Raw genomic sequence first — 24563 nt, forward strand, 5'->3', positions numbered from 1 at the left:
GGGTTCCGAAGGAAGCTCAACGCGCTCCGTCGAGCTTGGTTCCGCGCTTTGTGACGCTAAAAAGGCTAAGCTTCGCTGTCGTCGTCAAGTCGCGCGCTTATCCGCAGCGCGGTGATCTGGTTCCGCTGCCGCCGCAGCACCTGGAACCGATGGCGGTGGAAGATGAAGGTCTGACCGGGCTCGGGGATCATCTGGGCCTCGTGGATGACAAGACCGGCGATCGTCACCGCATCGCCTTCAGGCAGTCGCCAGTCCATGGCGCGGTTGAGATCGCGCACGGTGACGTGGCCGTCGACATTGACCGAGCCGTCCGCCTGACGCCGCACCCCGTCTAACGTGGTGTCGTGCTCATCCTCGATCTCGCCGACGATCTCCTCGAGGATGTCCTCCAGCGTCACCAGGCCCTGCAGCGCGCCGTACTCGTCGACCACGAGGGCGAAGTGGCTCTTGCGCTTGAGGAAGGCGTTCAGCTGGTCCTTGAGGTTGGTGGCGTCGGGAATGAACCACGGCTCGCGCAGGATGGCGGCGATATCCAGACCCTCCAGGCCGGTCGGGCATTCCGCCAGGGCCTTGAGCAGGTCTCGCGCATGCAGGACCCCGACAATGTTGTCAGGCTCGTCGCGATAGAGCGGCACGCGGGTGTGCTGGGCTTCCAGCACCTGGGCCACCAGGTCGCGGGCGGGAAGGTCGGCGTCCAGCAGCACCATCGACTTGCGATGGACCATGATCTCCGACACGTCCATGTCCGACAGGTCCAGGACCCCGCCGAGCATCCGCCGGTCGCCCGCTTCCACCAGGCCTTCGGAGTGGTGATAATCGACCGCGCCGCGGATCTCCTCGTGGGCGGCCAGCACGTCGACCGCCATGTCCAGCTTGACGCCGAACACCCGCAGCGTGCGGCGCACGATCCACTGGATCGCGTAGATCACCGGACCAAACAGCCGCACGATGAACAGGGTCGGCGCCGACAGGGCGCGCGCCACATCATCGGAACGGACGATGGCCAGGGTCTTGGGCAGCACCTCGGCGAAGATCAGGATCAGCGCGGTCATGGCCGCCGTGGCCACCGCCACGCCCCAGGGCCCGGGGATCAGCGTCGTCAGCACCTGGGTGGCCAGGGCCGAGGCCAAGATGTTGATCAGGTTGTTGCCCAGCAGCACCGCCCCGATCATCGTCTCCTGATCGGACAGCAGCTTGTTGACGCGCCGGGCGGGCCGGTCGCCCTCACGCTCCAGCTGGTGCATCCGCGCGCGGCTGGCGCCGGTCATCGACGTCTCGGCGGCCGAGAAGATCGCCGACAGGGTCAAAAGGGCGATGACGATCGGCGCGAGGCCAAGCAGAGCGGTAAGCATGGGGGAGTTCTAGCCCGCCTGACCTTGCTTAGGGAGGGCCTAAGCAAGCGGCGATCACTGCGGAGCTTCGGCCTGAGCCTTGGCCAGCGGGCTGTCCGGATGGGGCGGCTGCGTGACCGACAGCACGGCGATGACGACATAGAGCACGGTATGCAACCCGAGCAGCAGGCCAAACAGCCAACGCCGCTTCGTGATCGCCGCGCCACCGACCAGCACGATATAGAGCCCCAGATTGAAGGCGTAGTTGAGCGCCAGAACCACCCCGTTCTCGCGCGTCAGGTTGACGGCCAGCTGGCCGCAGGCGCCCAGCACATTGGCCAGGATCAGCAGCCCCAGGATCGCCCGCTTGTTGGCCCAGAAGTGCTCGTCCAGCGGCGCCTTGGGATCGCTGTCGTCGGGAAACACCAGCGCGGCGGCGATGAAGTAGACGACGGCCACGACCATCCCGCCGATTAACAGGCCATAACTGAACGGCAGGCTGCGATAGTTGACCCACGCGCTGTCCCAGAAGGTCGCCACATCCAGGGCCACGAAGACCGCCAGCAACGGCGTCAGCCAGCCGACGGGCTGCGTCTTGCGGTGCTTGAACGCCCGCGCCGCCCCGGTGGCCAGCACTCCCACCGATAGGCCCAGCAGCAGCCCGTAGAAGCTGAAGAAGAATTCGAACGCGCTCATCGGCTCCCCCCGAGCGCGACTCCCCGCCGCGCCCGCGCTCAACTTGGACGCGCCCTGCGCTTTCGCCAATGCAGTTTGCGCAGGTGACCGTCGTTGCGTCGCCCCCAAGCCATCCCTTGCGGCGCGCGGGGCGAATGGGCCATTGTCCCGCGCCGAAGCAGGGGGCGGGACCTACAACATGACTGTCAGCGATCCGGCGTGGCGCGCGCCCACCGAACCGCCGACGCCGGTGACGCCGGTGCCGTTCGGCAAGCCTTGGAGCATCTGGTTCTGGGGCGGACTGCTGTCGACGGCTGGCCTGGCCCTTGCGGTTCAGCCCCTCACGGTCCTGCGTTTTCTGGACTCGCCCGTCGACGCCTCGGCCCTGCCCTGGGTCCGGTTCTGCGGCATGCTGCTCTTGGCCTACGCCATGGGCTACCACGTCGCCGGCTGGACGGGTCAGCGCACCTATATGCGCGCATCGGTCGTGCTGCGGGTGCTGTCGCTAGTGATCATCGGCGCGTTCGTCCTGATGGACTGGCTGCCCAAGGCCTGGCTGGCGGTCGGGCTGGGCGACTTCGCCGGTGCGGTCTGGACGACGCTGGAGCTCAGGTGGCGTCCGAAGCCGCAGACGGCTTGAAGCGCCGCTCGACCAGATAGGCGACCAGCCAACAGAGCATCGCCCAGGCCGCGCCCACGCTCCAGCCGGCCAGCACGTCGCTGGTCCAGTGCACACCCAGATAGATCCGGCTGGCGCCGACCAGCAGACTGACCAGCACGGCGGCGCTGATCGCCAGGATCTTGACGCGGCGGCGCTCGGCGAAGCGGGACGCCAGAACGCCCAGGGTCAAGAACACCACCGCCGACAGCATCGCGTGGCCGGAGGGGAAGCTGGCGTTGACCGCCTCGACCACGCGATAGGCCTCTTCGGGACGCTCGCGGCCGAACACCGCCTTCAGGCCCTGGCTGACCGTGACGCCGCTGATCGCGCCCAAGGCCAGCAACCAGGCCTCGGTCCAGCGCTTCAGCGAGCCCAGCAGCGCAAACGCCGCCAGGATCAGCAGGGTCAGAACCGCTACAGAGCCCAGGGCGGTGATGTCCACCGCCGCCACATGCAGCCATTCGGGGCCGACCAACGCGTCTGGCTGCCCACTGACGCGCAGCGCCCTTAGCACCGCCAGATCCAGAGCATGGGCTTCGCCCTCGACCACCTCGTCAGCGACCCCTACGAACCCGAGCGCGCCCAGCGCCACGATCAGCAGGGCCGAAGCCACCCCAATCTCGCGGCCGGCGGCGGCGAACAGTCTCCGAACGTCCAGACGATACAAGCGGCGCGCTCCTTCCATTGAGTCAGAACCGGGAACTCGAAACAACATTTCTCTTTTGAAACATGAACTTAGGAAGCACTCAGCCGTTCAGCAAGGGACTAGGTCGACCATCTTACGTTGACGTCCTCATCGAAGGAGACCCGACATGAAACGCTTCCTCACCGCTTCGCTCGCCGTCCTCATGCTGGCCGGCGGGACCACCGCCGCCTCGGCCCAGGCCTATCGTCACGACGGCCGCCATGACGCCCGCGACCGCGCCTACGAACAAGGCCGCCGCGACCAGGCCCGCTACGAAAACCGCCAGGACCGCCGCGAGTATCGCCGCTGGGTCCGCGGCCAGCGCCTCGACGCCCGCTATCGCGGCAACGGCTACTATGTCAGCGACTGGCGCCGCCACGGTCTGCGCGCCCCGCCGCGCGGCTATCGCTGGCAGAAGGTGGACAACCAGTACGTCCTGGCCGCGGTCGCCACTGGCCTGATCGCCTCGGTCATCCTGGCCAATAACTAAACTGGGCGGGGCGGCGTTCCCCCGCCGCCCCTTCACTCGCCGCCCCTTCCCTTGCGGGAACCCGGCCATCGCCAGGAAAGTGCACGCCAACCCCCGCTTTGAGCGGATTTCCATTTGAAACGGGCGGGTCCAAGGCGGTAAGCCGGAAGCATGCCCGAGTTCGCCGAAACCAGCTCCGCCGCCGATCCGCTGATCACCCTCGTCCCCGACAAGTGGGTGACGCTCCGCGACGCGTTCGGCGTCGACAGCGACATGAAGGTTCCGGCCTTCAGCCACCGCGACAGCCATGTGCCGGACATCGACCCGGCCTATCGCTTCGACCCGCAGACGACCAAGGCCATCTGCGCGGGCTTCGCCTTCGACCGTCGCGTGATGGTTCAGGGCTATCACGGCACGGGCAAGTCGACCCACATCGAGCAGATCGCCGCGCGCCTGAACTGGCCGCTGGTCCGCGTGAACCTCGACAGCCACGTCAGCCGGATCGATCTCGTGGGCAAGGACGCCATCGTCCTGAAGGACGGCAAGCAGATCACCGAGTTCCGCGAAGGCATCCTGCCCTGGACTCTGCAACGCCCTGTCGCCCTGGTGTTCGACGAGTATGACGCCGGTCGCCCCGACGTGATGTTCGTGATCCAGCGCGTGCTGGAAGCCGGCGGCAAGCTGACCCTGCTGGATCAGAACCGCGTCATCCGCGCCAATCCTTACTTCCGTCTGTTCGCCACGACCAACACGATCGGTCTGGGCGACACCACCGGCCTCTATCACGGCACCCAGCAGATCAACCAAGGCCAGATGGACCGCTGGTCGATCGTCACCACGCTGAACTATCTCGAGCACGACGTCGAAGCTGCCATCGTGCTGGCCAAGAACCCGGGCTACGACACCGCCGAGGGCAAGCGCACCCTGGCCGCCATGGTCCGCGTCGCCGACATGACCCGCAACGCCTTCATGAACGGCGACATCTCGACGGTCATGAGCCCGCGCACGGTCATCACCTGGGCCCAGAACGCCGAGATCTTCGATCACGACGTGGCCCTGGCCTTCCGCCTGACCTTCCTGAACAAGTGTGACGAACTGGAACGCCCGACGGTGGCCGAGTTCTTCCAGCGGGCGTTCGGGACGGACCTGCCGGAAAGCGCGGCGCGGGTGAAGGTGGCTTAACGGGAACCGCTGGGCCCGCCCTCCGTTCGATCTCCGCCTCAACACGGAGACCGGCCATGACCCAGATCACCTACGAGATCGTCGAGCACGACGGCGGCTGGGCCTACAGGGTGGGGGAAACGTTCTCCGAGACCTTCCCCACCCATGCGGCGGCGCTGTCCGCCGCCAAAGCGGCGGCCGAGGCTCAGGAACAGCCCGGCGAGACCGAGGGCGTCGTCTACGAGGATCGCAACGCGGTCTGGCACGCCGAAATCGCGCCGGGTGACGACCGTCCGACAACCCAGGTTCGGGACGCCGGCTAGACATCTCCCGAAAACGGCCCCGATCTTGCTGCATGGGTCTTCCAAACGCCCATTTTGAGACAAGGTCGCCGCCGATGTTCGCCAAGAAGAAAGAGACTCCCGCGAAGCTGGCCCTGACTCCGCTGGAGCCGCAGCGCGCCGCCACGCCGCAAGCCGCCCAGCCTCAGCCCGCTCCCGCCCCGGCGCGCCCGAAGCCCGCCTCGCTGATCGCCCAAGGCCTGACGATCCGGGGCGACGTGGTGGGCGACATTGAGGTCCACCTGGACTGCGTGGTTCTGGGCGACGTGAAGGTTGGCAAGCTGATCGTCGGCCCCAACGCTCGGATCGAAGGCTCTATCGTGGCGCAGGCCATGGAGATCCACGGCCTAGTGATCGGCGCGGTCACCGCCCAGAGCGTGCGCCTGTACGGCACCGCCCGGGTCGACGGCGACATCACCCATGAGCAGTTGGCCATGGAGCCGGGCGCCGAATTCCAGGGTCGCAGCCTGAAGTTCCGCCGTCCCGCGCCGACGCCGCAACCGGGCCAGCCCGCGCCCGTCGCCCAGGCTCCGGCCGCGCCGCAAGCGCCGCCTTCGGCCTCGCAGACGCCCTACAACCACTCGGCCCACTGATCGACGGCGGACCGGCTGCGCCACCGCATGTGGCGCGGCGGCCACGGCGCCGCCCATTCCGGACGAACGACGGAACGGTCAAGCCTAGCCAGGCTTTGATGGATCGAGGGCCAACCCCCGGCCCCCGTTCCAGGAGCCGAGACGCCATGACCGGCAAACCGTTCAAGATCGTGTCGCCCGTTCCGGGCGTGGCCGAACTCTATGACTTGGGACGCGGTCCCGAGACCACCGGCCAGCGCGTGCAGCGCCTACAGGCCGAAGCACGCCTTCTAGCCCGCGAAGAGATCGAACGGCTCGACCGCGACCTCCGCCGGCTGGCCGACCAGGCGCGCGCTGTCGCCGATGGTGGAGACGCCTATCCGGCCGGGATCCGCGAACTGGCCGGCCGCATCAGCGTCGACACCGCCCAGCGCGCCGAAATCCTACGCGCGCTTCTTGACCGCTCCAACGGCTGAGCCATCGGAGCCTCCCGCCTGAAACTCGGGGGTTATCAGGGGGAGGCCCCGCGGCGCATCCGCCGCGCTTGGGGACGGAAGGCGGACGGGCGTCGGTTCCGACCGCCCTGGTGTCCCATAAGGACACACCGGGGAGAGGGGCGGCGGTCGGATCGATAAGGCTACGGCCCAGACCTGACTTTGGATGCGTCGCCTCAAATCCCGGCGTTGGCCATCTTGCGAAGTCGCCGCGCCAGATCCTCCGGACGATCGGCGATCTGGTCGAACAGCGCCTGCACCTCGGCTTCTCCAAACCCTGCCGCGCGCAGCGTGCGCCAGGCGCCGGCCAGCACGGCTTCGGCGATATCCAGGCGATCTTCGGTCAATCGCAGACCCGGGCTGAACGGGCTTTCAAAGGTAGCATTGTCGAAGGCGGGATTGGCGAGCGGCGACATGTCGGACCCTCCGTCGGTGCGCAGTAATGTTCCTTTTTTGTTCCCATTTTTGAGCGGAGTCGAGTCCTGAATTGCTGGCCGGCCTCGCCCCACAAGAAAGGCCCCGAGGTCGGGGGACCTCGGGGCCGGGTTGGTGTCGACGGGGCGGTCGACACCGTACGGATCGCCGGCTCACAACGGCGATCCGATCTTATAGGGCCGCTTAGCGGCAGACCGTCCGCTCGTAGTACGAGCCACTGCGGCGGTTGTACTCGCGCGTCGTCCAGCACTCGCGGTCGCCATAGTAGGGGCGCGGCGCGTAGTCGTAATCGTAGCCATAGCCTTGGCCGTAACGCGGCGGCGGGGGCGGCGGCGGCGGGGCGTAGCGGCGGTCGCGGTAGCGGTTGTCGCGATGGTCGTCGTCGGCGATCGCCGCACCGATCACGAGACCGATCACCCCGGCGGTGATCGCGGCCGCAGCGACATCGCCGCCCTTGTCGTGCTTGTAGCGGTGGTGGTGGCGCGAGTCGGCCGAAGCGGTGGTCGCCGCGGCGGCCAACGACAGGGCGGCCACACCGGCGGCGACGCGTCCGACCGTCTTGAACATCTTGCTGGCCATGCCGGCCTCCTTGGGTCTCGCCGCGCCGCTCAATGCGTCGTCTCAAAGCGTTGCCAGGACGATCGGATTTCCAGCCTGAACGGCGGCTGAACAGAATTCATCAACCCTGACCAGAACCGGTTTGTTTATATTTTTGCGTCAGGGTGGCGGCATCGAAGGCCTCGTATGGCCCTCGCGCCCACGGAGACCGCCATGACCAGCATCGTGTCGTACGCCCAAGGCCAGGCCCTTCAGGTCCTGTCGTTCGAGGTCGGCGCCCAGACCTACTGCGTTCCCGTGAGCGCCGTGCGCGAGATCCGGGGCGTCACCCCGCCGACCCCTCTGCCTGACGCGCCCCCCTTCGTGCGCGGTGTGATCAACCTGCGCGGTCAGGTGATGCCGGTCATCGACCTGTCGCAACGCCTGGGAAAGGGCGTGGCGATCGATGGCGAGCGTCAGGTCATCATCGTGGTCGAGAACCAGAACGACGTCGCCGGCATGCTGGTCGACGCGGTCTGCGACAGCTTCATTGTCGAAGCTGACCAGATCAACCCGCCGCCCAGCCTGGGCGACGGCGAGGACTCGCCGCTGGTGTCGGCGGTGATCACCTCGGGCGAAGGCTCGATGACCATCCTGCTGGCCGTCAGCCGCATCCTGCCCGAGCGCACGGTCGAAGCCCTGGCCGCTTAAGGGCTCACACCCCCGAACATTTGTTCGAATAGCCCTTCCGTTCGCCCCGAACGGAACGCTAGTCTCCCCTCAAACAAGAGGGAGACGAGTATGAAGGCCGCTGTTCTGCGCGAGGTGGGCAAGCCCCTCCAGATCGAGACCGTGGCCATCGGCAAGCCCGGCCCGCGCGAGGTGCTGATCCGCACCAAGGCCGCCGGGGTCTGCCACTCCGACCTGCACTTCGTCGAAGGCTCCTACACCCACGCCCTGCCCGCCGTGCTGGGCCACGAGAGCGCCGGCATTGTCGAGGCGGTCGGCAGTGAAGTCCGGACCGTCAAGGTCGGCGACCACGTCATCACCTGCCTCAACCCCTATTGCGGCCATTGCGAGGTCTGCCTGACCGGGCACATGAACCTCTGCATCAGCCCCGAAACACGGCGCGGCAAGGGTGAGGAACCCCGACTGTTCCGCGAGGACCTCTCCGGGGCGGGCGACACCAAGATGGCCCAGTTCCTGAACCTGTCGTCCTTCGCCGAGATGATGCTGGTGCATGAGCACGCCTGCGTCGCCATCCGTAAGGACATGCCGTTCGACCGCGCCGCCCTGATCGGGTGCTCGGTGATGACGGGCGTGGGCGCGGTCATGCATACCTCCAACGTCCGTCCGGGCGAGACCGTGGCCGTGATCGGCTGCGGCGGCGTCGGTCTGGCCACGATCAACGGCGCAGCCATCGCGGGCGCCGGCCGGATCATCGCCATCGACCGCATCGCCTCCAAGCTGGAGTTGGCCAAGACCTTCGGCGCGACCGATGTCATCGACGGCTCGCAGGTCGACGACATCGCCAAGGCCGTCGTCGAGCTGACCGGCGGCGGGGTCCATCACAGCTTCGAAGCCATCGGCCTGAAGGCCACGGCGGAGGCCTCATTTAAGATGCTGCGCCGGGGCGGCACGGCCAATGTCATCGGCATGATCCCGGTCGGCACCAAGATCGAGCTGCACGGCGTCGACTTCCTGGGCGAGCGCCGCATCCAGGGCAGCTACATGGGCTCCAACCGCTTCCCGGTCGACATGCCGCGCCTGGTGGACTTCTACATGTCGGGCAAGCTGAAGCTGGACGAGCTGATCTCGCGCCGGATCAAGCTGGAGGACGTCAACTCGGCGTTCGACGAACTCAAGCGCGGCGAGCTGGCCCGGTCGGTGATCGTGTTTGAGTAGCCGGCGGGTGCTCTGCTGGTCGCTGCTTGGAGGGCGACTTGACCGCAGAGACGCCTAGCCTCCCTTCACCTGTAAACTGGCGTTAGAAAATCCCGCCGGAGGGGGATGAGCCGAAGGCAGGAAGGGGAACCTCCGCCAAGCCGGCCTCTCCCGCTTCGTCGCTTCGCCGGCGCCTCCGCCACTGGAGGAGGATTTGAGCCACCGCCGCCCGGCGCCCCGCGCACTTCCGCGAACCGACCCCTAGACTCCCCCTCCCCCGCCTGCTACACGCCGCGCCTCGCTCCCGGACCTCGTCCTGGGGCGTGCTCGTCGTTATCCGTTCGGGGTGATGGCGGGTTCAAATCCGTGGGAGGGACGCCAAGCCCGCACCACGGCTCACCAGTGAGGACACTATGGCTAAGAAGATCCTGGGCTACATCAAGCTCCAGGTGAAGGCTGGCTCGGCCACGCCTTCGCCCCCCATCGGCCCGGCTCTGGGTCAGCGCGGCGTCAACATCATGGGCTTCTGCAAGGAGTTCAACGCGCGCACCGAGAACGTCGAAAAGGGCACCCCCCTGCCGACCGTGATCACCGTCTACCAAGACAAGTCGTTCACCTTCATCACCAAGACGCCCCCGGCGACGCACTACCTGAAGCAGATCACCGGTCTGAAGTCGGGCGCGAAGCTGACCGGTCGTGAGACCGTCGGCCAGGTGACCCGCGCCCAGCTGCGCGAAATCGCCGAAAAGAAGATGAAGGACCTGAACGCCAACGACATCGAGGCCGCGGCCAAGATCATCGAAGGCTCCGCCAAGGCCATGGGCCTGAAGATCGTGGAGGCCTAATCCAATGGCTAAGCAACCCAAGCGCATCAAGGCCTGGACCGGCGACCGCGACGCGGCCCACTCGGTCGAAGCCGCCATCGCCCTGGTCAAGGCCAACGCCAAGGCCAAGTTCGACGAGTCGATCGAAATCTCGGTCAACCTGGGCGTTGACCCGCGTCACGCCGACCAACAGGTCCGTGGCGTCGTGAACCTGCCCTCGGGCACCGGCCGTGACGTCCGCGTCGCCGTGTTCGCCAAGGACGCCAAGGCGGCCGAAGCCACCGCGGCGGGCGCCGAGCACGTCGGCGCTGAAGACCTGTACGAAAAGATCGCCGGCGGCTTCATGGACTTCGATCGCGTCATCGCGACCCCGGACATGATGGCCTTGGTCGGTCGCCTCGGTAAGGTGCTGGGTCCGCGCGGCCTGATGCCGAACCCGAAGGTCGGCACCGTGACCCCGAACGTCGCCCAGGCCGTCAAGGACGCCAAGGGCGGCGCCGTCGAGTTCCGCGTCGAAAAGGCCGGTATCGTTCACGCCGGCATCGGCAAGGCCTCGTTCACCGACGAAGCCCTGGTCATCAACGTCAAGGCCCTGATCGAAGCCCTGAACCGCTCCAAGCCCTCGGGCGCCAAGGGCGTGTTCATCAAGCGCGTCGGCCTGTCGTCGACGATGGGCCCGGGCTTCAAGGTCGACGTCAGCTCGATCGGCGCCTGAGCCAACCTTTTTTAGTAAGCGTACCTAGTAAAGCGTAGCGGCACGGGCGCTGGAGCGATCCAGCGCCCGTTCTGCGTTTGGGTGTCCTGACAAGCGCCCCCTCCGTCACGATGCGTATCCGCATCGCGCCACCTCCCCCGCTTTGCGAGGGAGGAAGACACCTCCCTCCTCACCCGTGAAACGGGGGAGGTGGATCGACGCGAAGCGGCGAGACGGAGGAGGCGCGATCACACCCCTCAATTGCCGCTCCGGCTAGCCGATGCTACCTTCTGTCTAGACGGAGGTTCCGATGCCCTTCCATGTCCGCGACCCCGAGACCGACGCCCTGGTGCGCCAGTACGCCCAGGACAAGCGCGTCGGTCTCACCGAAGCCGTCAAGCTGGCGGTTATCAAAGCGCGAGAAGCTGAGGATCAGGCGCGCGCTGAGAAGCTGGCGAAGATCGACGCGATCCTGGCTGAGGTTGATCGCTGGCCGAGGACCGGCCTGAAGGCCGACAAGGAATTCTTCGACATGATCAACGGCGAGTGATGTTCGTCGATGCCTCCGCATGGGCGGCGATCCTGTTGAATGAGCCCGAGCGGACCGGATTCCGCCAGAAGCTTGCGGCGGCGCCGGTCGTCCTCACGTCGGCGATCGCAACGTGGGAGACGGTCCGCGCCTTGACCCGAGCGACACTGCCCACGCTCGACGCCTTGAACGTTGTGAAAGATCTTCAGCAGGGGTTCGGGAGCCGGCTCGTCCTGATCGGCGAAGAGGAACAGACCCTGGCGGTGGGCGCCCACGCGCGCTTCGGCAAGGGCGTCCACCCCGCCAGGCTCAACATGGGCGATTGCTTTTCATATGCCTGCGCCAAGGTTCACGGCGTGCCGCTGCTCTACAAGGGCGAGGACTTTTCCCTGACCGACATCGAGGCGGCCTGATGCCCGACACCCTCCTCGACGTGGCCGTGATCGGCGGCGGGCCCGCCGGCCTGATGGCGGCCGAGACGATCGCCAAGGCCGGCCGCTCAGTGGCCGTGTTCGAGAAGATGCCGACCTTCGGACGCAAGTTCCTGATGGCCGGACGCGGCGGCCTGAACCTGACCCACAGCGAGGAGTTCGGCCGTTTCGCCGCGCGTTATGGCGAGCGGTCCGCGACGCTGCGGCCGATGCTGGACGCCTTCACGCCGGGCGACCTCGTCGCCTGGGCCGAGGGGCTGGGCCAGGAGACCTTCGTGGGGGCCAGCGGCCGGGTGTTTCCCAAGGCGATGAAGGCCTCGCCCCTGCTGCGCGCCTGGCTCGCGCGCCTTGAGGGACTTGGCGTGACGCTGCGGCCGCGCTCGGCCTGGAAGGGTTGGGACGCCATGGGCGCCTTGCTCATCGACGACTCCGAGGGCCGTCACGCGATCCGCGCGCGGCAGACCATCCTGGCGCTGGGCGGCGCCAGCTGGCCCAAGCTCGGCTCGGACGCGGCCTGGGCGCCGCTGCTGCGGGTGGGCGGCTCTGAGATCGCGCCGTTCCGGCCCGCCAACTGCGGCTTCGACGTGGCCTGGAGCGATGTGTTCCGCGACCGCTTCGCCGGCGAGCCGCTGAAGAACGTCACCCTGCGCCTGGGCGAGGCGACCGCGCGCGGCGACGCCGTCATCGCCCGCTATGGCCTGGAAGGCGGCGCGGTCTACGCCCTGGGCGGAGCGGCGCGCGACGCGGCCTTGGCGGGCGGCGCGACTCTGACCGTAGACCTGCGGCCCGACATTCCCGTCGAGACCCTGGAACGCCGGCTGCACGCCCCGCGCGGCGGCCAGACCCTGGCCAATTTCCTGCGCAAGGCGGTCAAGCTGTCGCCGGTTGAGGTCAATCTGCTGCGCGAGGCCCACGGCGTGAACCTCCCTGTCGAGCCAGCCGCCCTGGCCGCCGCGATCAAGGCCGCGCCGCTTCTCCTCACCGGCGTCCAGCCGCTGGATCGGGCAATCTCCTCGGCCGGCGGGGTGCGGTTCGAGAGCCTGGACGGACTGACGCTGAAGGCGCGTCCGGACGTGCTGCTGGCCGGCGAGATGCTGGACTGGGAGGCCCCCACCGGCGGCTACCTGCTGCAGGCCTGTTTCGCCACCGGCGTCGCCGCCGGCCGGGTTGCACTGGAGCGGCTGGGTTAGGGTCGCTGGTCGCCGGCCGATATCGAGCGGCCGACTAAAGTTTTTACGCAACACATGACGGCAAGCGTGTCGCCGGGCCCTTCGGCGACCGTTCAAGCCATTGTCCGGACGCTTTGGCCCCTATAAGCAAGCGCCTTGCTGAACGCCGCGCGGCGCTTTGGAAGGTTGCGAATGCCAAGTCCCTTGATGGCGGCCCTGAAGGATGTGGGAGACGGGATCCGTCTTGCCCCCCTGTGGTGGCGGCTGGGTCTGGACCAGACGGCGTCGCGCTTCCAGCGCTCGGTGCTGGGGCCGTTCTGGATGGCCTGCAACCTTCTGGTGATCGCCTTCGCGCTGGCCTTCGTCGTCAGCGCCCTGATGGGCGTGGACATGATGAAGAGCTATCCTCAGGTGGTGGCGGGCCTTTTGGCCTGGTCGCTGGTGGGCACCACCATCGCCGAGGCCCAGGCGATCTTCCTCTACAACGCCGGCCTGATGCAGAGCCAACGCCTGCCGCTGAGCTTCTACGTCTTTCTGCACGCCCAGAAGTCGGCGACCAACTTCATGTTCCAGGCGATCGCCTTCTGGGCGACGATGCTGGTGCTGAACCGGTTTGCGTTCCCACACTGGACGCTGATCCCGGCGCTCGTTGTGATGATGCTGATCGTCTGCTTTCAGGGCTTCATCATCGCCATCCCGTCCACCCGCTTCCGCGATGTGGCCTACATGATGAGCTATGTGGTCCAGCTCCTGTTCTACGTGACGCCGGTGTTCTGGATGACCGCCAATGTCAGCGAAAAACACCGCTGGGTGGTCGAGCTGAACCCCTTCACCCACCAGGTCGAGCTGCTGCGCGCGCCGCTGACCGGCCATGCGCCCGAGGCCATCCACTGGTGGTGGACTCTGGGAACCCTGGGCGTGCTCGCCGTCGTCGCCATCACCCTGCTGGCGATGTTCCGCAAGCGCGTGGTCTTCTGGCTGTAGGGGACCGCGATGACGCACCAGATCAAGCTGACCAACGTCGATCTCGACTATTTCGTCTACAGCCTGCGCTCGCAGTCGCTACGCAGCGCGGTGTTCAACCTCGCGGTCGGCGGGCGGATGTACAAGGCGGCCGGCGACGTGGCCGCCGTGAAGGCGCTGCACGACATCAACCTCGAGATCAACGAAGGCGACCGCATCGCTCTCGTCGGTCATAACGGCTCGGGCAAGACGACCCTGCTGAAGGTCATCGCCGGCATCTATTCGCCGACGCGCGGCGAGCTTTCGATCGACGGCGACATCACCTCGATGATCGCCATCAACGCCGGCCTCGACATGGAGGCCACGGGCCTTCGCAACATCCACAAGCTTGGCCTGATGCGCCGGCTGTCGCGGAAAGTAATCGACAGCCGCGTCGACGCCATCGCCGAGTTCTCCGGCCTGGGCGACTTTCTGCACCTGCCGGTGCGGACCTATTCGGCCGGCATGCTGGCGCGACTGATGTTTACGGTGGCCACCGAGTTTGAGGCCGACATCCTGGTGCTGGACGAATGGCTCAGCGCCGGCGACGCCGCCTTCGTACAGAAGGCCGCCCAGCGCATGCACCGCATGGTCGAGGACGCCAAGATCGTGGTGATGGCCACCCATGACCACGATCTGGTCCAGCGCGTCTGCAACCGCGTCTGCGAACTGCAGGGCGGCAAGATCGCCTTCCTCGGCTCGACCGAGGAATGGCTGGCCTATCGCGAAACCCAAGCCGCATGAGCCGCCTGCCGCCCGGCCTGAGGACCGGCCGCGACGTGTCGGTCACCGCCGTCGACGCGGCCGGGCGCACGGTGCTGGCGGCGCGCGACGGCGACCCGCAGATGGTCTGGACGCCCACCCGCGAAGAGCGCAAGGCGCTGCGGGCGGCCAAGGCGGTGCGGATCGACGTCAAGCTCGCGGCGGTTGAGGGCAAGCTGGTCGGCCCCGCGCTCTACGCCGACTGGGGCGACGGCTTTTCCGAGGATTCCTACGCCCGCCTGAAGGCCGGTCCGGATGGCTGGTTCGCCTCGCTGCCGGCCCGCAGCTTCCAGCTGAACGGCGTGCGGCTGGACCCGTCCGAGGGGGCCTGCGCCTTCACGGTCGAGGCCTTCAAGGTCACCCGCATCGGCGACCTGGGCAAGGATCCGCGCGGCCTGCGCGGCGCGACGATCCAGGCGCTGAAGCCGATACTGGGCCCGCTGCGCGGCCCCGTCGGCGCGGTCTGGCGTCGGGGTCGGGCGCTGCTGGCCCAGCGGCGCGTGGCGCGTCCGGCTGGACGTGACGACAGCGCCGTCGGCGCGACCTACGCCCACGCGATCGCGGTCTCCCGCAACCTGCGTAGCCCGCACTACGCCGCCCCGATCGCCGCCCCGATCACCCTGCCGGCCGACGCGCCCAAGGTCGTGGCCTTCTACCTGCCGCAGTTTCATCCGTTCCCGGAGAATGACGCCTGGTGGGGCAAGGGCTTCACCGAGTGGACCAATGTCTCCAAGGCCCAGCCGCAGTTCCTGGGCCACTACCAGCCCCGCCTGCCGGCGGACCTGGGCTTCTATGACCTGCGCCAGCGCGAGGTGCTGGCCCAGCAGGTGGACCTGGCCAAGGGCGCGGGCGTCCACGCCTTCTGCTTCCACTACTACTGGTTCGCTGGGAAGCGCCTCTTGGAACGGCCGCTGGACCTGTTCCTGAACGATCCCACTCTGGACCTGCCGTTCGCCCTCTGCTGGGCCAACGAGAACTGGACCCGGCGCTGGGACGGCGACGAGAGCGACATCCTGATGGGCCAGGATCACTCGCCGCAGGACGACCGCGCGGTCTTCGAGGATCTGGCCCGCTACATGCGCGACCCGCGCTACCTGCGGGTGAGCGGCAAGCCGCTGCTGGTGCTCTACCGCCCCGAGATCCTGCCCGAAGCCAAGGCCACCACCGACCGCTGGCGCGAGCAGGCGCGGGCCATGGGCCTGGGCGAGCTGCACCTCCTCTGCACCACCGCCTTCGGCTTCCAGGACTATGCCAGCCACGGCTTCGACGGCATCGTCGACTTCCCGCCGCACGCCATTGTCGAGGGCGAGATCACCAACCGGGTGACGCCGCTGCACGCCGGCTTCACCGGCAAGGTCTATGACTATCCCGCCGTCGCCCGCCACAAGCTGGACGAGCTGGAGCAGGTCCCGGCCGCCTTCGTGCCCGGGGTCATGCCCGGCTGGGATAACCAGGCCCGCAAACCGTGGGCGGGCGTCGCGTTCCACAACGCCGACCCCGAGAGCTATTTCGGCTGGCTGTCGGGCGCGCTCAAGCATGCCGAGGCCCGGCATCCGAAGGGCGAGGCCATGGTCTTCGTCAACGCCTGGAACGAGTGGGGCGAAGGCGCCTATCTCGAGCCCGACCGCTGGTTTGGCCACGGCTATCTGCACGCCACCCGCACCGCGCTCAGCGCCTGGCTGCCGCGCCTGACCAACGCCCATCCGGTCATCGCCGAGGCGCAAGGCAAGTTCGCCAAACGCGCCGAGGCGGTGACGCTGCTGCATCTCTTCTACCCCGAGCTGATCGACTGGTTCGCCGAGCATCTGGCCGCCACGACCGACGTCCTGGATCTGATGATCACCGTGCCGGAGACCTGGAGCGAGGCGGATCTGGCCCGTGTGCGCGCCGCCTTCCCGGCCGCGCATCTGGCGGTCGCCGAGAACCGCGGCCGGGACATCCGGCCGTTCGTCGAGACCCTGCGCCGCGCCCACGCGCTGGGCTACTCGGTGTTCTGCAAGCTGCACTCCAAGCGCTCGCCGCACCAGGCCAAGGGCGACCAGTGGCGGGCCAAACTGGTCGACGGCCTTCTGGGCGGCGAAGCGGCCGCCTTGGCCCTGCGCGCCTTCGCCCAGGACGCGAAGCTGGGCCTGCTGGCCGCCGCCAGCGCGCGCATGCGGATCGGCGATCCCGACGTGATGGACAACAATCGCGCCGAGGCTGACCGGCTGTCGGCGCGCATGGGCCTGAAGCCGCGCCCGGAAACGCCGTTCGCCGCCGGCTCGATGTTCTGGGGACGGACCGAGGCCTTCGCCCCCCTGACCGACCTGTCGGACGCCGAGATCGCCTTCGGCCCTGAACTGGGCCGCGTCGACGGGACCACCGCCCACGCGATCGAGCGCCTGACGGCCGCCATCGTCGAGCGCGCCGGCTACCGCGCGAGCTTCGAGCTGTGAGCCGACTGGCCCGCCTCGCCCGCCGGGTCGGGCGCAAGCTGAAGGCCCTGGCGCCGACGCCCCGGACGCCGGAACCGCCGTCCCTGCCCTTGCGGCTCGATGTCGTCGAGAACCCCGACTTCGCCACGGTCCACGAGGTCTGGTGCGCGCCGAGTTTCGGCGTGCTGGTCGACGCCGGCGGTCGGATTCTGGGCGGCGCCGCGCGGCAGGCGCTGGGCTTCAGTCCGGACCTGTCGGCGCTCCCGGGGGTGCGCGTCCATGACGGCGTGAGCCGCCTGATCCTGCCCGACGCGCCGCCGCGTCTGGCCAAGGGCGCGGTGCTGGCGGGCTGGGGCGATCTGCGCAGCTATGCGGGGTTTCTGCTCAACACCCTACCGACGCTGCTGGCGGCGTCAAAGGCCGGGTTGCTTGGCGAGCACCCGATCGTGACCCCGCCGCTGAACACCTGGCAGACCGATCTTCTGGCCCTGGCCGGACTGGACGCCCCGCGGACGATCGATGCGCCCTGGATGATCCTCGACGAAGCGACGACCGCCCCGGCGCCGGCGCCGGTCGCAGCCCACCCGATGCTGCCCGAAGTCCGCGCGCGGATCCTGTCGGCGCAGGGTCCGACCAGCGGCGCCCGCCTGAAGCTCTACATCAGCCGCGCCGACGCGATGAACGCGGTGATGGTCGACGAAGAGGGCGTCGAAATCGAGCTGGCGGCGCGCGGCTACACGATCGTCCGTCCCGAGACGACCTCCGTACGGGAGCTGATCGGGCTCTTTAGCGAGGCAGAGATCATCGTGGCCCCGACGGGCGCGGCGCAGGCCAATACCCTCTTTTGCGCGCCGGACGCCCAGATCGTGGAGATCCGCCCCCCGGGCGCGACGGGCCTTTGGGTCCGCGATCTGGCCGCCCTCGCGGGCGCGACCTGGCATGGCTTCGACGCGGCGGGCGCACCGGAGACCATTGAGGCCCCGCTGGACCCGGCCCTGGTTCCCGCTTCGGCCTTTCGCTGGCGCGCCGACGCGGCCGCGCTGCTGGCCTTCCTGGCGCAGCGAACTTAGGGGCGCAGCGTGGCTTCCTTCGTCGACCTTTCGGAGACCGACCTCGTCCCGCTCGCCAGGGCCCTTCATGGCCCCGCCCGCGTTGCGCGCGCCCTGCTGATCAAGGGCGGCGCCCTCGTCCCGCCGCGCCCCATGCTGTGGCCCTGCGAGGGCGACATGCTGAACGGCCTGCACATCCTGGGCGATCTGCACGCGCCCGACATCGACCTGATGGTCGCCAGGCGCGTGGTGGCTGGCGGCTCGGGCGCCCACCTCAAGCTGGACGATCAGCTGGTCTACGCCGAGGGCCCCTACCCCTATTACATTCGCCACTGGTACGAACACGACATCGCGCGCCCGGCCTGGGATTTCGACGCGCCGGTGACGCACCGGCTCGACCGAGCCTTCGTGATCACCCACTTCAACTTCGTCTGGGGTCACTGGCTGACCGAGATGTATCCGAAGCTGTTCGTGATCCGCGCCCTGAACGCGGCCGGGATCACCGCGCCTTTGCTGCTGCCGAGGACCGCGCCCGGCTATGTGGCGCGCATCGTCCAGATGATGCTGCCCGACCAGGAGATCGTCACCTACGACCCGCGCGACGAGGCCGTGGAGATCGGCGCAGCCCTGCTGCCGCACATGCTGAACCGCAACTATGTGTTCCACGATTTCCTGCGCTGGAACCTCGAGCGTGAAGCTCTGGCTTGGACGAAGGGCGGCGACGCCGACATGCTCTTCGTCAGCCGGGGGGGCGTACGCACCGCCCAGTCTTTCCGCGAACTCGAGAACGAGGCCGAGATCGAGGGGCTCGCCCAGGAGGCCGGCCTCACCCTCGTCCGTCCCGAGACCCTGGGCTGGGAGCAGCAGGCCCGCCTGTTCTCCCGCGCGCGGCTGGTGGCTGGCGAGTTCGGCTCGGGCCTGCACAACGCGCTGCTGTCGCCTCAGGGCTGCCAGGTGGTGTCGCTGAACTGGCTGGTGGAGGTGCAGTCGCGGATCGGAAACTTCCGTCGCCACGACGTCGGCTACATCCTACCGGCGGACGGCCAGGCGCGGCTCTATTCGATCGAACCCCAGGCCAACCAGCCCTTCACCATCGATCCCGTCGAGTTCCGTCAGAAACTAGCCATAGCCGTCGACCGGGCCCAGGCCCGAAAGGCCATGGCGGGCTGGGACGACGCGCCGTTCCCGGTCGATGCGCCAGCGCTCAGACTTTAGCCGATCCTGAAACGATCAACGGCCAGACGCAGCGCGCCGGCGTTGATCGGCTTGGCCAGCACCTCCACCGACTCGAACCCCGCCCGCGGCAGGTCGCCGTAGCCGGTGGCGAACACGAACGGCACCCCTCGTTCGCGCAGGTGCTCAGCGACCGGGAACACCATCTCGCCGCCGATATTGACGTCCAGCACCGCGCCGTCGGGCGAGGGATGCTCGCGCAGCCAGGCCAGGGCGACGTCGACCGTGCCAAACGAACCAGCCACTTCGCAGCCCATGTCGCCGAGCATGTCCTCGACCATCATGGCCACCAAGGCCTCGTCCTCGACGATCATCACACGGGCGGTCTTCATGCGGCCAGACTCATGCGTTCGGACAGCGGCGCGCGGAGCGTGAAGACAAGTCCCGCCGGGGTGAAGTCGAGCTCCGCCTGGCCGCCCAGATCCCGCGCCAGGCCCTTGTGGATCATCCTGGATCCGAAGCCATGATGCGAAGGCCGCCCCGCAAGCGGCGGCCCGCCCTGTTCGCGCCAGACCAGGGTCAGAAGCGAAGGCGCGGTGGCTTCGTCGACGCTCCAGTCGATGACGATCCGCCCCTCCGGAGTCGACAAGGCGCCGTGACGCGCGGCGTTGGCGATCAGTTCATGGATCGTCATATGGACGGAGACCGCCGTTTCAGCGTTGAACGTCACCGCAGGCCCTTGAAAGTCAAACCGCGAGGCGAAGTCGTCGGCGAACGTCGCCAGGGTGCGCTGCAGGATCTCCTCCAGCTGCGGTCGCCCCCACGCCCGCCGCGTCAGCAACTCATGCGCCTGCGACAAGGCAAGGATCCGGCTCTCAAAGACGTCGGCGAAATCCTCGGCCGAGGGCGAGGTGCGCAGCGTCTGACGGGTGATCGATTGCACGATGGCCAGCGTGTTCTTCACGCGATGATCCAGCTCACGTAGCAGGAAGTGGCCATGCTCGAGCGAGGCGGTCAGATAGTCGTTCAGGCGCCCGCTTTCCAAGGCCGAAGCCGTCGCCCGCGCGATCACCTGCAGCTTGCGGAGCACTTCCGGCGAAGGATCATAGGGACGCGCCCAGTAAACGCCGATCGCGGCGATCGGGTCGCGAGGCCGTACCGGCGCCACCGCCAGGCTTTTCACGAAAGTGGGCCGATAGGCGTCATGAGGGACATCAGGATCGGCGTAGATGTCGGGACAGAGCACCACATGGCCGCTCTTCATCGCCCGGCCGGCGACGCACTGATCCATCGGGAAGCGCTTGCCCTTCCACAAAGGGCCGATCGCGTCCTCGTCGACGTACCAGCACTGGTCCTTGTCGCGCATGACAAAGGCCACGCCGTCAGCGCCCAGGATGCGCCGCGCCGCGCCCCGCACCACGTCGGCGACCTCGTTGATCGTGCGTGTCGCCGACAGCGCCTCGATCATCTCGATCAGAGTCGTCAGGCCGGTGTCAGCGTCGCCGATGCTTTCTGTGGCGTCGAGCTCCCGCATAGCTCCAATCGCACGATGGTTGTGCCGTGAAACCCTAACATGTAGACGGCGCCGAACAAGCGCGACCGCCATGCGCGAATCGTAACGCCACACCGCGCGAACCTGTGGAAACTCGCACGTCCGCCACGCCCGCGCCTTGACAAGTATCAAGCTTAACGGAGGGGCGTCACTCGGTCGCAGGCGCGCCGCGGAGCACCTTGTCCAATCGCCCGCGATCCAGCGCCCCTTCCCAACGGGCCACCACCAGCGTGGCGACCCCATTTCCGACCAGGTTGGTCAGGGCGCGGCACTCGCTCATGAACCGGTCAACGCCGACCAGGATGGCCAGCGCGGCGATCGGGATGTCAGGCACGACGGCCAGGGTCGCCGCCAGGGTGATGAAGCCTGCCCCGGTCACGCCCGACGCGCCCTTTGACGTCAGCATCGCCACGCCCAGCAGCGCCAGCTCCTGCCCAAGAGACAGCGGGGTGTTCGTCGCCTGGGCCAGGAACAGCGTGGCCAGGGTCATGTAGATGTTGGTGCCGTCGAGATTGAAGCTGTAGCCGGTGGGAATCACCAGCCCCACCACCGAGCGGCGGGCGCCGGCGTTCTCCAGCTTCTCCATCATCTGCGGCAGCACCGACTCCGAGGAGCTGGTCCCCAGCACGATCAGGAGCTCCTCGCGGATATAGGCCAGGAAGCGGAAGATCGAGAAGCCGCTGGCCCAGGCAATCGCGCCCAGCACGACCAGCACGAACAGCAGCGAGGTGACATAGAAGGTCGCCACCAGCGCGCCCAGCTGCACCAGCGCCGCCACCCCGTACTTGCCGATGGTGAAGCCCATGGCCCCGAACGCGCCGATCGGGGCCAGGCGCACCACGATGTGGATGATCCCGAAGAACAGCTTCGAGGTCTCGTCCAGCACATGGGCGACCTTGTCGCCGAAGTCGCCCAGCCGCACGCAGGCGAACCCGGTCAGGATCGCGATCACCAGCACCTGCAGCAGGTTACCGTCGGCGAAGGCGCCGATGAAGGTGTCGGGGATCAGGTGCAGCAGATAGGCGACCATGCCTTCGCCGTGCTGGGCCTTTTCGACGTAGCCGGCGGCGATTGAGGCGTCGAGCGTGGTCGGGTCGATATTGAACCCAGCGCCCGGCTGCACCAGCCGGCCAACGACTAGGCCCAGCACTAGGGCCAGGGTCGAGACCACCTCGAAATAGATCAGCGCCTTCACGCCCACCCGGCCGAACGCCTTCATGTCGCCCATGCGGGCGATGCCGCCGGCCACGGTGCAGAAGATCACCGGCGCGATGACCAGCTTGATCAACTTGATGAACCCATCGCCCAGCGGCTTCAGCGCCACCCCGATATCAGGCCATATCGCCCCGACCAGCACCCCCAGGACGATCGCGATCAGCACCTGCACATAGATCGACTTCAAATGCCGCACGCGTTCCCCCAAGCCTCGCGGACGGGGTTCTAACCGCTCGCGTCTTGCGCTATTGACCCTGACCCGCGCGCCGCGCGGCCCGGTAGCTCAGCAGGATAGAGCAGCGCTTTCCTAAAGCGAAGGTCGGGGGTTCGAGTCCCTCCCGGGCCGCCAGGGCTATGATGACGCCGTCCCCTGTCACACGCCCGCCAAACACCGCATGCTACCTGCGGCGCAGTTTCGCCGGAGTCCCGCCATGCCCAACCTCGACCGCCGCAGCCTGCTCGCCGCTCTCGGCGCCTTGAGTCTGCCACCGGCGCTGGCGCGGGCCGCGGCGATCGACGCTGACGTCAGAACCGGGACGATCCAGGACGTCGAGCACGTGGTGATCCTGATGCAGGAGAACCGCAGCTTTGATCACTATTTCGGGACGCTGAACGGCGTGCGGGGCTTTGGCGACCGGTTCCCGATCCCGGTGCGCGACGCCGCCGGCCGCAAGGACAGCTCGGTCTTCGTCCAGGCCTGGAGCCAGGACAAGCTGCTGGCGCCGTTCCCGCTGAATAGCGCCCAGACCTTCGCTCACATGCGCGTCGAGGGCACGCCGCACAGCTGGAGCGACGCCCAGGACGCCTGGGACCAGGGCCGCATGGACCGCTGGCCCGACGCGAAGAAGCCCTGGTCGATGGGCTATTTCCAGCGCGCCGACATCCCGTTCCAGTTCGCCCTAGCCGACGCGTTCACGCTCTGCGACGCCTATCACTGTTCGGCCCAGACCGGCACCAACACCAACCGCCTGTTCCTGTGGACCGGGACCAATGACGGGCTGGGAAAGGCCGGCGGCCCGTCAATCTCCAACAGCCACGACAATTTCGCCGAAAAGGGCGGGTCCAAGGAGTCCTACAGCTGGACGACCTATCCCGAGCGGCTGCTGCAAGCCGGCGTCACCTGGCGCATCTACCAGGACATGGCCGACAACTTCACCGACAACCCGCTGGCGGGTTTCAAGGCCTATCGCGAGGCCTATAAGGACCAACCGGGGTCGGACGCGCGCCTCAAGAAACTGGCCCTGTCGACCCATCACCTGGACAAGCTGCGCGAGGACGTGCTCACCGGCCGCCTACCGCAGGTCTCGTGGATCATCGCCCCGGCCGCCGACAGCGAGCACCCAGGCCCGTCCAGCCCCGCCCAAGGCGCGGACTACACCGCCCGCGTCATCGACGCCCTGACCGCAGATCCCAAGGTCTGGGCGCGGACGGTGTTCCTGGTGATGTTCGACGAGAACGACGGCTTCTTCGACCACGTCCCGCCGCCTGCCCCGCCGTCGTATGACGCCTCGGGCAAGCTGCTGGGCGCCTCGACGGTGGACCTCGCCGCAGAGCACCACCGGGTGCGCAATCCGACCGAGGCGAGGTCCGAGCGCGACGACCTGATGGGCCGCCCCTATGGCCTGGGTCCGCGGGTGCCGCTGTACGTCATCTCGCCCTGGAGCCGAGGCGGGTGGGTCAACAGCCAGGTATTCGACCACACCTCGGTCCTGCGGTTCCTAGAGCAGCGCTTCGGCGTGATGGAGCCCAATATCTCGCACTGGCGCCGAGCGGTGTGCGGCGACCTGACGACCTGCTTCGACTTCAAGACGCCCAACACCAACCCCTTCCCCGCCCTGCCCGCCACGGCCGAGCCGGCGGGTCGCGCCGCCAGGCTGGGCCGCGCCAAGCCGCCGACGCCGGCCTCGGTGGTCGCTCCGTCCCAGGCCAAGGGGCCTCGGCCCTCGCGCGCCCTGCCCTACGCCCTGGAGATCGACGGACGCGTCACGCAGGACGGCCTGGCGCTGACGATGGTCAACGCCGGCCAGGCGGCGGCGGTGCTGCACGTCTATGATCGCCTGCGCCTGAACGAGGTCCCGCGCCGCTACACCGTGGGGCCCAAGGCGCACATGTCCGACACCTGGCCGGCCGGGGCGCATGATCTGTGGATCGTGGGTCCCAACGGCTTCCATCGTCGCTTCGCCGGGAACGGCACGGGCGTCGAGATCACCGCTCGCCCGTCGAAGGACGGCCTGGTCGTGACGATCAGCAACACACGACCGACCGCCCGTTCCGTCGACCTCGAGATCCTGGGTCAGGCGCCCTGGCGCGTGGATCTGCCAGGCGTCGACACCGTGTCTCAGACCTTCGCCACGAAGCAGGGCTGGTACGACGTCACCGCGCGTCTTGAGGGCGAGCCGAGCTGGCTGCGCCGTCTGGCCGGACGGATCGAGACCGGCGCGGACTCGATCAGCGATCCGTGGGTGCGTGGCGAGGCGCAGCTAACCCTCTGAGCCCCGACCTCC

The 24563-nt window shown here is 67.9% G+C and carries 27 protein-coding genes and 1 tRNA gene; 20 read left to right on the forward strand and 8 right to left on the reverse strand.

Translation table 11 applies throughout. The features are described from left to right. Window positions 1–65 precede the first annotated feature (65 nt). Together ACT53N_RS13570 and ACT53N_RS13575 are read right to left on the reverse strand one after the other, a co-directional pair. Entirely contained in the window at window positions 66–1352 is a 1287-nt protein-coding gene (locus tag ACT53N_RS13570; protein ID WP_476064391.1) for an HlyC/CorC family transporter, read from the reverse strand. Window positions 1353–1406: 54 nt separating this feature from the next. After that, a complete protein-coding gene (locus ACT53N_RS13575; protein ID WP_476064392.1) occupies window positions 1407–2027 on the reverse strand; it encodes a hypothetical protein in 621 nt (206 codons plus the stop codon). A 178-nt stretch (window positions 2028–2205) separates the two neighbouring features. Between ACT53N_RS13575 and ACT53N_RS13580 the strand changes: the two genes are divergently transcribed. Further along, window positions 2206–2646, forward strand: a complete 441-nt coding sequence (locus tag ACT53N_RS13580) for a hypothetical protein (RefSeq protein ID WP_476064530.1) — start codon at window positions 2206–2208, stop codon at window positions 2644–2646. Here ACT53N_RS13580 and ACT53N_RS13585 read toward each other — a convergent pair. Further along, window positions 2615–3334 (reverse strand): phosphatase PAP2 family protein, encoded by a 720-nt coding sequence (locus ACT53N_RS13585; RefSeq protein ID WP_476064393.1) that lies wholly within the window; start codon window positions 3332–3334, stop codon window positions 2615–2617. The two genes, ACT53N_RS13580 and ACT53N_RS13585, sit on opposite strands and share 32 nt — an antisense overlap. A 145-nt stretch (window positions 3335–3479) precedes the next feature. Between ACT53N_RS13585 and ACT53N_RS13590 the strand changes: the two genes are divergently transcribed. The 5 genes from ACT53N_RS13590 (at window position 3480) to ACT53N_RS13610 (ending at window position 6371) form a co-directional block, all read left to right on the forward strand. Next, the gene (locus ACT53N_RS13590; protein ID WP_476064394.1) at window positions 3480–3842 is read left to right on the forward strand and encodes an RcnB family protein; all 363 of its coding nucleotides are present in this window, start codon (window positions 3480–3482) and stop codon (window positions 3840–3842) included. A 150-nt stretch (window positions 3843–3992) separates the two neighbouring features. Beyond that, the gene (gene cobS, locus ACT53N_RS13595; protein ID WP_476064395.1) at window positions 3993–5003 is read left to right on the forward strand and encodes a cobaltochelatase subunit CobS; all 1011 of its coding nucleotides are present in this window, start codon (window positions 3993–3995) and stop codon (window positions 5001–5003) included. A gap of 56 nt (window positions 5004–5059) precedes the next feature. Next, the gene (locus tag ACT53N_RS13600) at window positions 5060–5305 is read left to right on the forward strand and encodes a DUF2188 domain-containing protein (protein WP_476064396.1); all 246 of its coding nucleotides are present in this window, start codon (window positions 5060–5062) and stop codon (window positions 5303–5305) included. Between the two features lie 74 nt (window positions 5306–5379). Further along, on the forward strand, window positions 5380–5916 hold the full coding sequence (locus ACT53N_RS13605) for a bactofilin family protein (RefSeq protein WP_476064397.1): 537 nt from the start codon (window positions 5380–5382) through the stop codon (window positions 5914–5916). A 146-nt stretch (window positions 5917–6062) separates the two neighbouring features. Further along, on the forward strand, window positions 6063–6371 hold the full coding sequence (locus ACT53N_RS13610; protein ID WP_476064398.1) for a hypothetical protein: 309 nt from the start codon (window positions 6063–6065) through the stop codon (window positions 6369–6371). A gap of 194 nt (window positions 6372–6565) precedes the next feature. Here ACT53N_RS13610 and ACT53N_RS13615 read toward each other — a convergent pair whose 3' ends face one another. After that, the gene (locus ACT53N_RS13615; protein WP_476064399.1) at window positions 6566–6805 is read right to left on the reverse strand and encodes a hypothetical protein; all 240 of its coding nucleotides are present in this window, start codon (window positions 6803–6805) and stop codon (window positions 6566–6568) included. 202 nt (window positions 6806–7007) lie between these two features. Beyond that, window positions 7008–7403 (reverse strand): hypothetical protein, encoded by a 396-nt coding sequence (locus ACT53N_RS13620; RefSeq protein ID WP_476064400.1) that lies wholly within the window; start codon window positions 7401–7403, stop codon window positions 7008–7010. 192 nt (window positions 7404–7595) lie between these two features. Here ACT53N_RS13620 and ACT53N_RS13625 point away from each other — a divergent pair, with 192 nt between their 5' ends. The 12 genes from ACT53N_RS13625 to ACT53N_RS13680 all read left to right on the forward strand — a co-directional run bounded on the left by ACT53N_RS13625 (window position 7596) and on the right by ACT53N_RS13680 (window position 19334). After that, window positions 7596–8072, forward strand: a complete 477-nt coding sequence (locus ACT53N_RS13625; RefSeq protein ID WP_476064401.1) for a chemotaxis protein CheW — start codon at window positions 7596–7598, stop codon at window positions 8070–8072. A gap of 90 nt (window positions 8073–8162) precedes the next feature. Continuing rightward, on the forward strand, window positions 8163–9266 hold the full coding sequence (locus ACT53N_RS13630; RefSeq protein ID WP_476064402.1) for a Zn-dependent alcohol dehydrogenase: 1104 nt from the start codon (window positions 8163–8165) through the stop codon (window positions 9264–9266). Window positions 9267–9658: 392 nt separating this feature from the next. Further along, window positions 9659–10090 (forward strand): 50S ribosomal protein L11, encoded by a 432-nt coding sequence (gene rplK, locus ACT53N_RS13635; protein ID WP_476064403.1) that lies wholly within the window; start codon window positions 9659–9661, stop codon window positions 10088–10090. Between the two features lie 4 nt (window positions 10091–10094). Continuing rightward, on the forward strand, window positions 10095–10784 hold the full coding sequence (rplA, locus tag ACT53N_RS13640; protein WP_476064404.1) for a 50S ribosomal protein L1: 690 nt from the start codon (window positions 10095–10097) through the stop codon (window positions 10782–10784). 289 nt (window positions 10785–11073) lie between these two features. Further along, window positions 11074–11313 carry a type II toxin-antitoxin system VapB family antitoxin gene (locus tag ACT53N_RS13645; RefSeq protein WP_476064405.1) on the forward strand — a complete coding sequence of 80 codons (240 nt, stop codon included), beginning with the start codon at window positions 11074–11076 and terminating at the stop codon, window positions 11311–11313. Continuing rightward, entirely contained in the window at window positions 11313–11705 is a 393-nt protein-coding gene (locus ACT53N_RS13650) for a type II toxin-antitoxin system VapC family toxin (protein WP_476064406.1), read from the forward strand. Before ACT53N_RS13645 ends, ACT53N_RS13650 begins: the two co-directional genes overlap by 1 nt. Continuing rightward, window positions 11705–12913, forward strand: a complete 1209-nt coding sequence (locus ACT53N_RS13655; RefSeq protein ID WP_476064407.1) for a BaiN/RdsA family NAD(P)/FAD-dependent oxidoreductase — start codon at window positions 11705–11707, stop codon at window positions 12911–12913. The genes ACT53N_RS13650 and ACT53N_RS13655 overlap by 1 nt, the downstream gene beginning before the upstream one ends. A 171-nt stretch (window positions 12914–13084) precedes the next feature. Next, window positions 13085–13876: an ABC transporter permease gene (locus tag ACT53N_RS13660; protein WP_476064408.1), complete on the forward strand. Its 792-nt coding sequence runs from the start codon at window positions 13085–13087 to the stop codon at window positions 13874–13876. Window positions 13877–13885: 9 nt separating this feature from the next. Next, window positions 13886–14638, forward strand: coding sequence for an ABC transporter ATP-binding protein (locus ACT53N_RS13665; RefSeq protein ID WP_476064409.1), 753 nt, complete (start codon window positions 13886–13888; stop codon window positions 14636–14638). Next, window positions 14635–17091 carry a glycoside hydrolase family 99-like domain-containing protein gene (locus ACT53N_RS13670; RefSeq protein ID WP_476064410.1) on the forward strand — a complete coding sequence of 819 codons (2457 nt, stop codon included), beginning with the start codon at window positions 14635–14637 and terminating at the stop codon, window positions 17089–17091. The genes ACT53N_RS13665 and ACT53N_RS13670 overlap by 4 nt, the downstream gene beginning before the upstream one ends. Next, complete coding sequence (locus ACT53N_RS13675; RefSeq protein ID WP_476064411.1) at window positions 17088–18140, forward strand: glycosyltransferase family 61 protein; 1053 nt, start codon at window positions 17088–17090, stop codon at window positions 18138–18140. Before ACT53N_RS13670 ends, ACT53N_RS13675 begins: the two co-directional genes overlap by 4 nt. Before the next feature lie 9 nt (window positions 18141–18149). Further along, complete coding sequence (locus ACT53N_RS13680; RefSeq protein ID WP_476064412.1) at window positions 18150–19334, forward strand: glycosyltransferase family 61 protein; 1185 nt, start codon at window positions 18150–18152, stop codon at window positions 19332–19334. On the opposite strand, the gene ACT53N_RS13685 is transcribed toward ACT53N_RS13680, so the two are convergent. The 3 genes from ACT53N_RS13685 to ACT53N_RS13695 all read right to left on the reverse strand — a co-directional run bounded on the left by ACT53N_RS13685 (window position 19331) and on the right by ACT53N_RS13695 (window position 22246). Then, complete coding sequence (locus ACT53N_RS13685) at window positions 19331–19684, reverse strand: response regulator (protein ID WP_476064413.1); 354 nt, start codon at window positions 19682–19684, stop codon at window positions 19331–19333. The two genes, ACT53N_RS13680 and ACT53N_RS13685, sit on opposite strands and share 4 nt — an antisense overlap. Next, window positions 19681–20826, reverse strand: a complete 1146-nt coding sequence (locus ACT53N_RS13690) for a sensor histidine kinase (RefSeq protein WP_476064414.1) — start codon at window positions 20824–20826, stop codon at window positions 19681–19683. The genes ACT53N_RS13685 and ACT53N_RS13690 overlap by 4 nt, the downstream gene beginning before the upstream one ends. Before the next feature lie 166 nt (window positions 20827–20992). Next, window positions 20993–22246 carry a dicarboxylate/amino acid:cation symporter gene (locus ACT53N_RS13695; protein ID WP_476064531.1) on the reverse strand — a complete coding sequence of 418 codons (1254 nt, stop codon included), beginning with the start codon at window positions 22244–22246 and terminating at the stop codon, window positions 20993–20995. Window positions 22247–22331: 85 nt separating this feature from the next. Here ACT53N_RS13695 and ACT53N_RS13700 point away from each other — a divergent pair. Together ACT53N_RS13700 and ACT53N_RS13705 are read left to right on the forward strand one after the other, a co-directional pair. Beyond that, window positions 22332–22408: transfer RNA gene (locus ACT53N_RS13700), tRNA-Arg, on the forward strand. 82 nt (window positions 22409–22490) lie between these two features. After that, complete coding sequence (locus ACT53N_RS13705) at window positions 22491–24551, forward strand: phosphocholine-specific phospholipase C (RefSeq protein ID WP_476064415.1); 2061 nt, start codon at window positions 22491–22493, stop codon at window positions 24549–24551. Window positions 24552–24563: the final 12 nt, after the last annotated feature.

It is taken from the genome of Caulobacter sp. DMC95 (assembly GCF_056313785.1).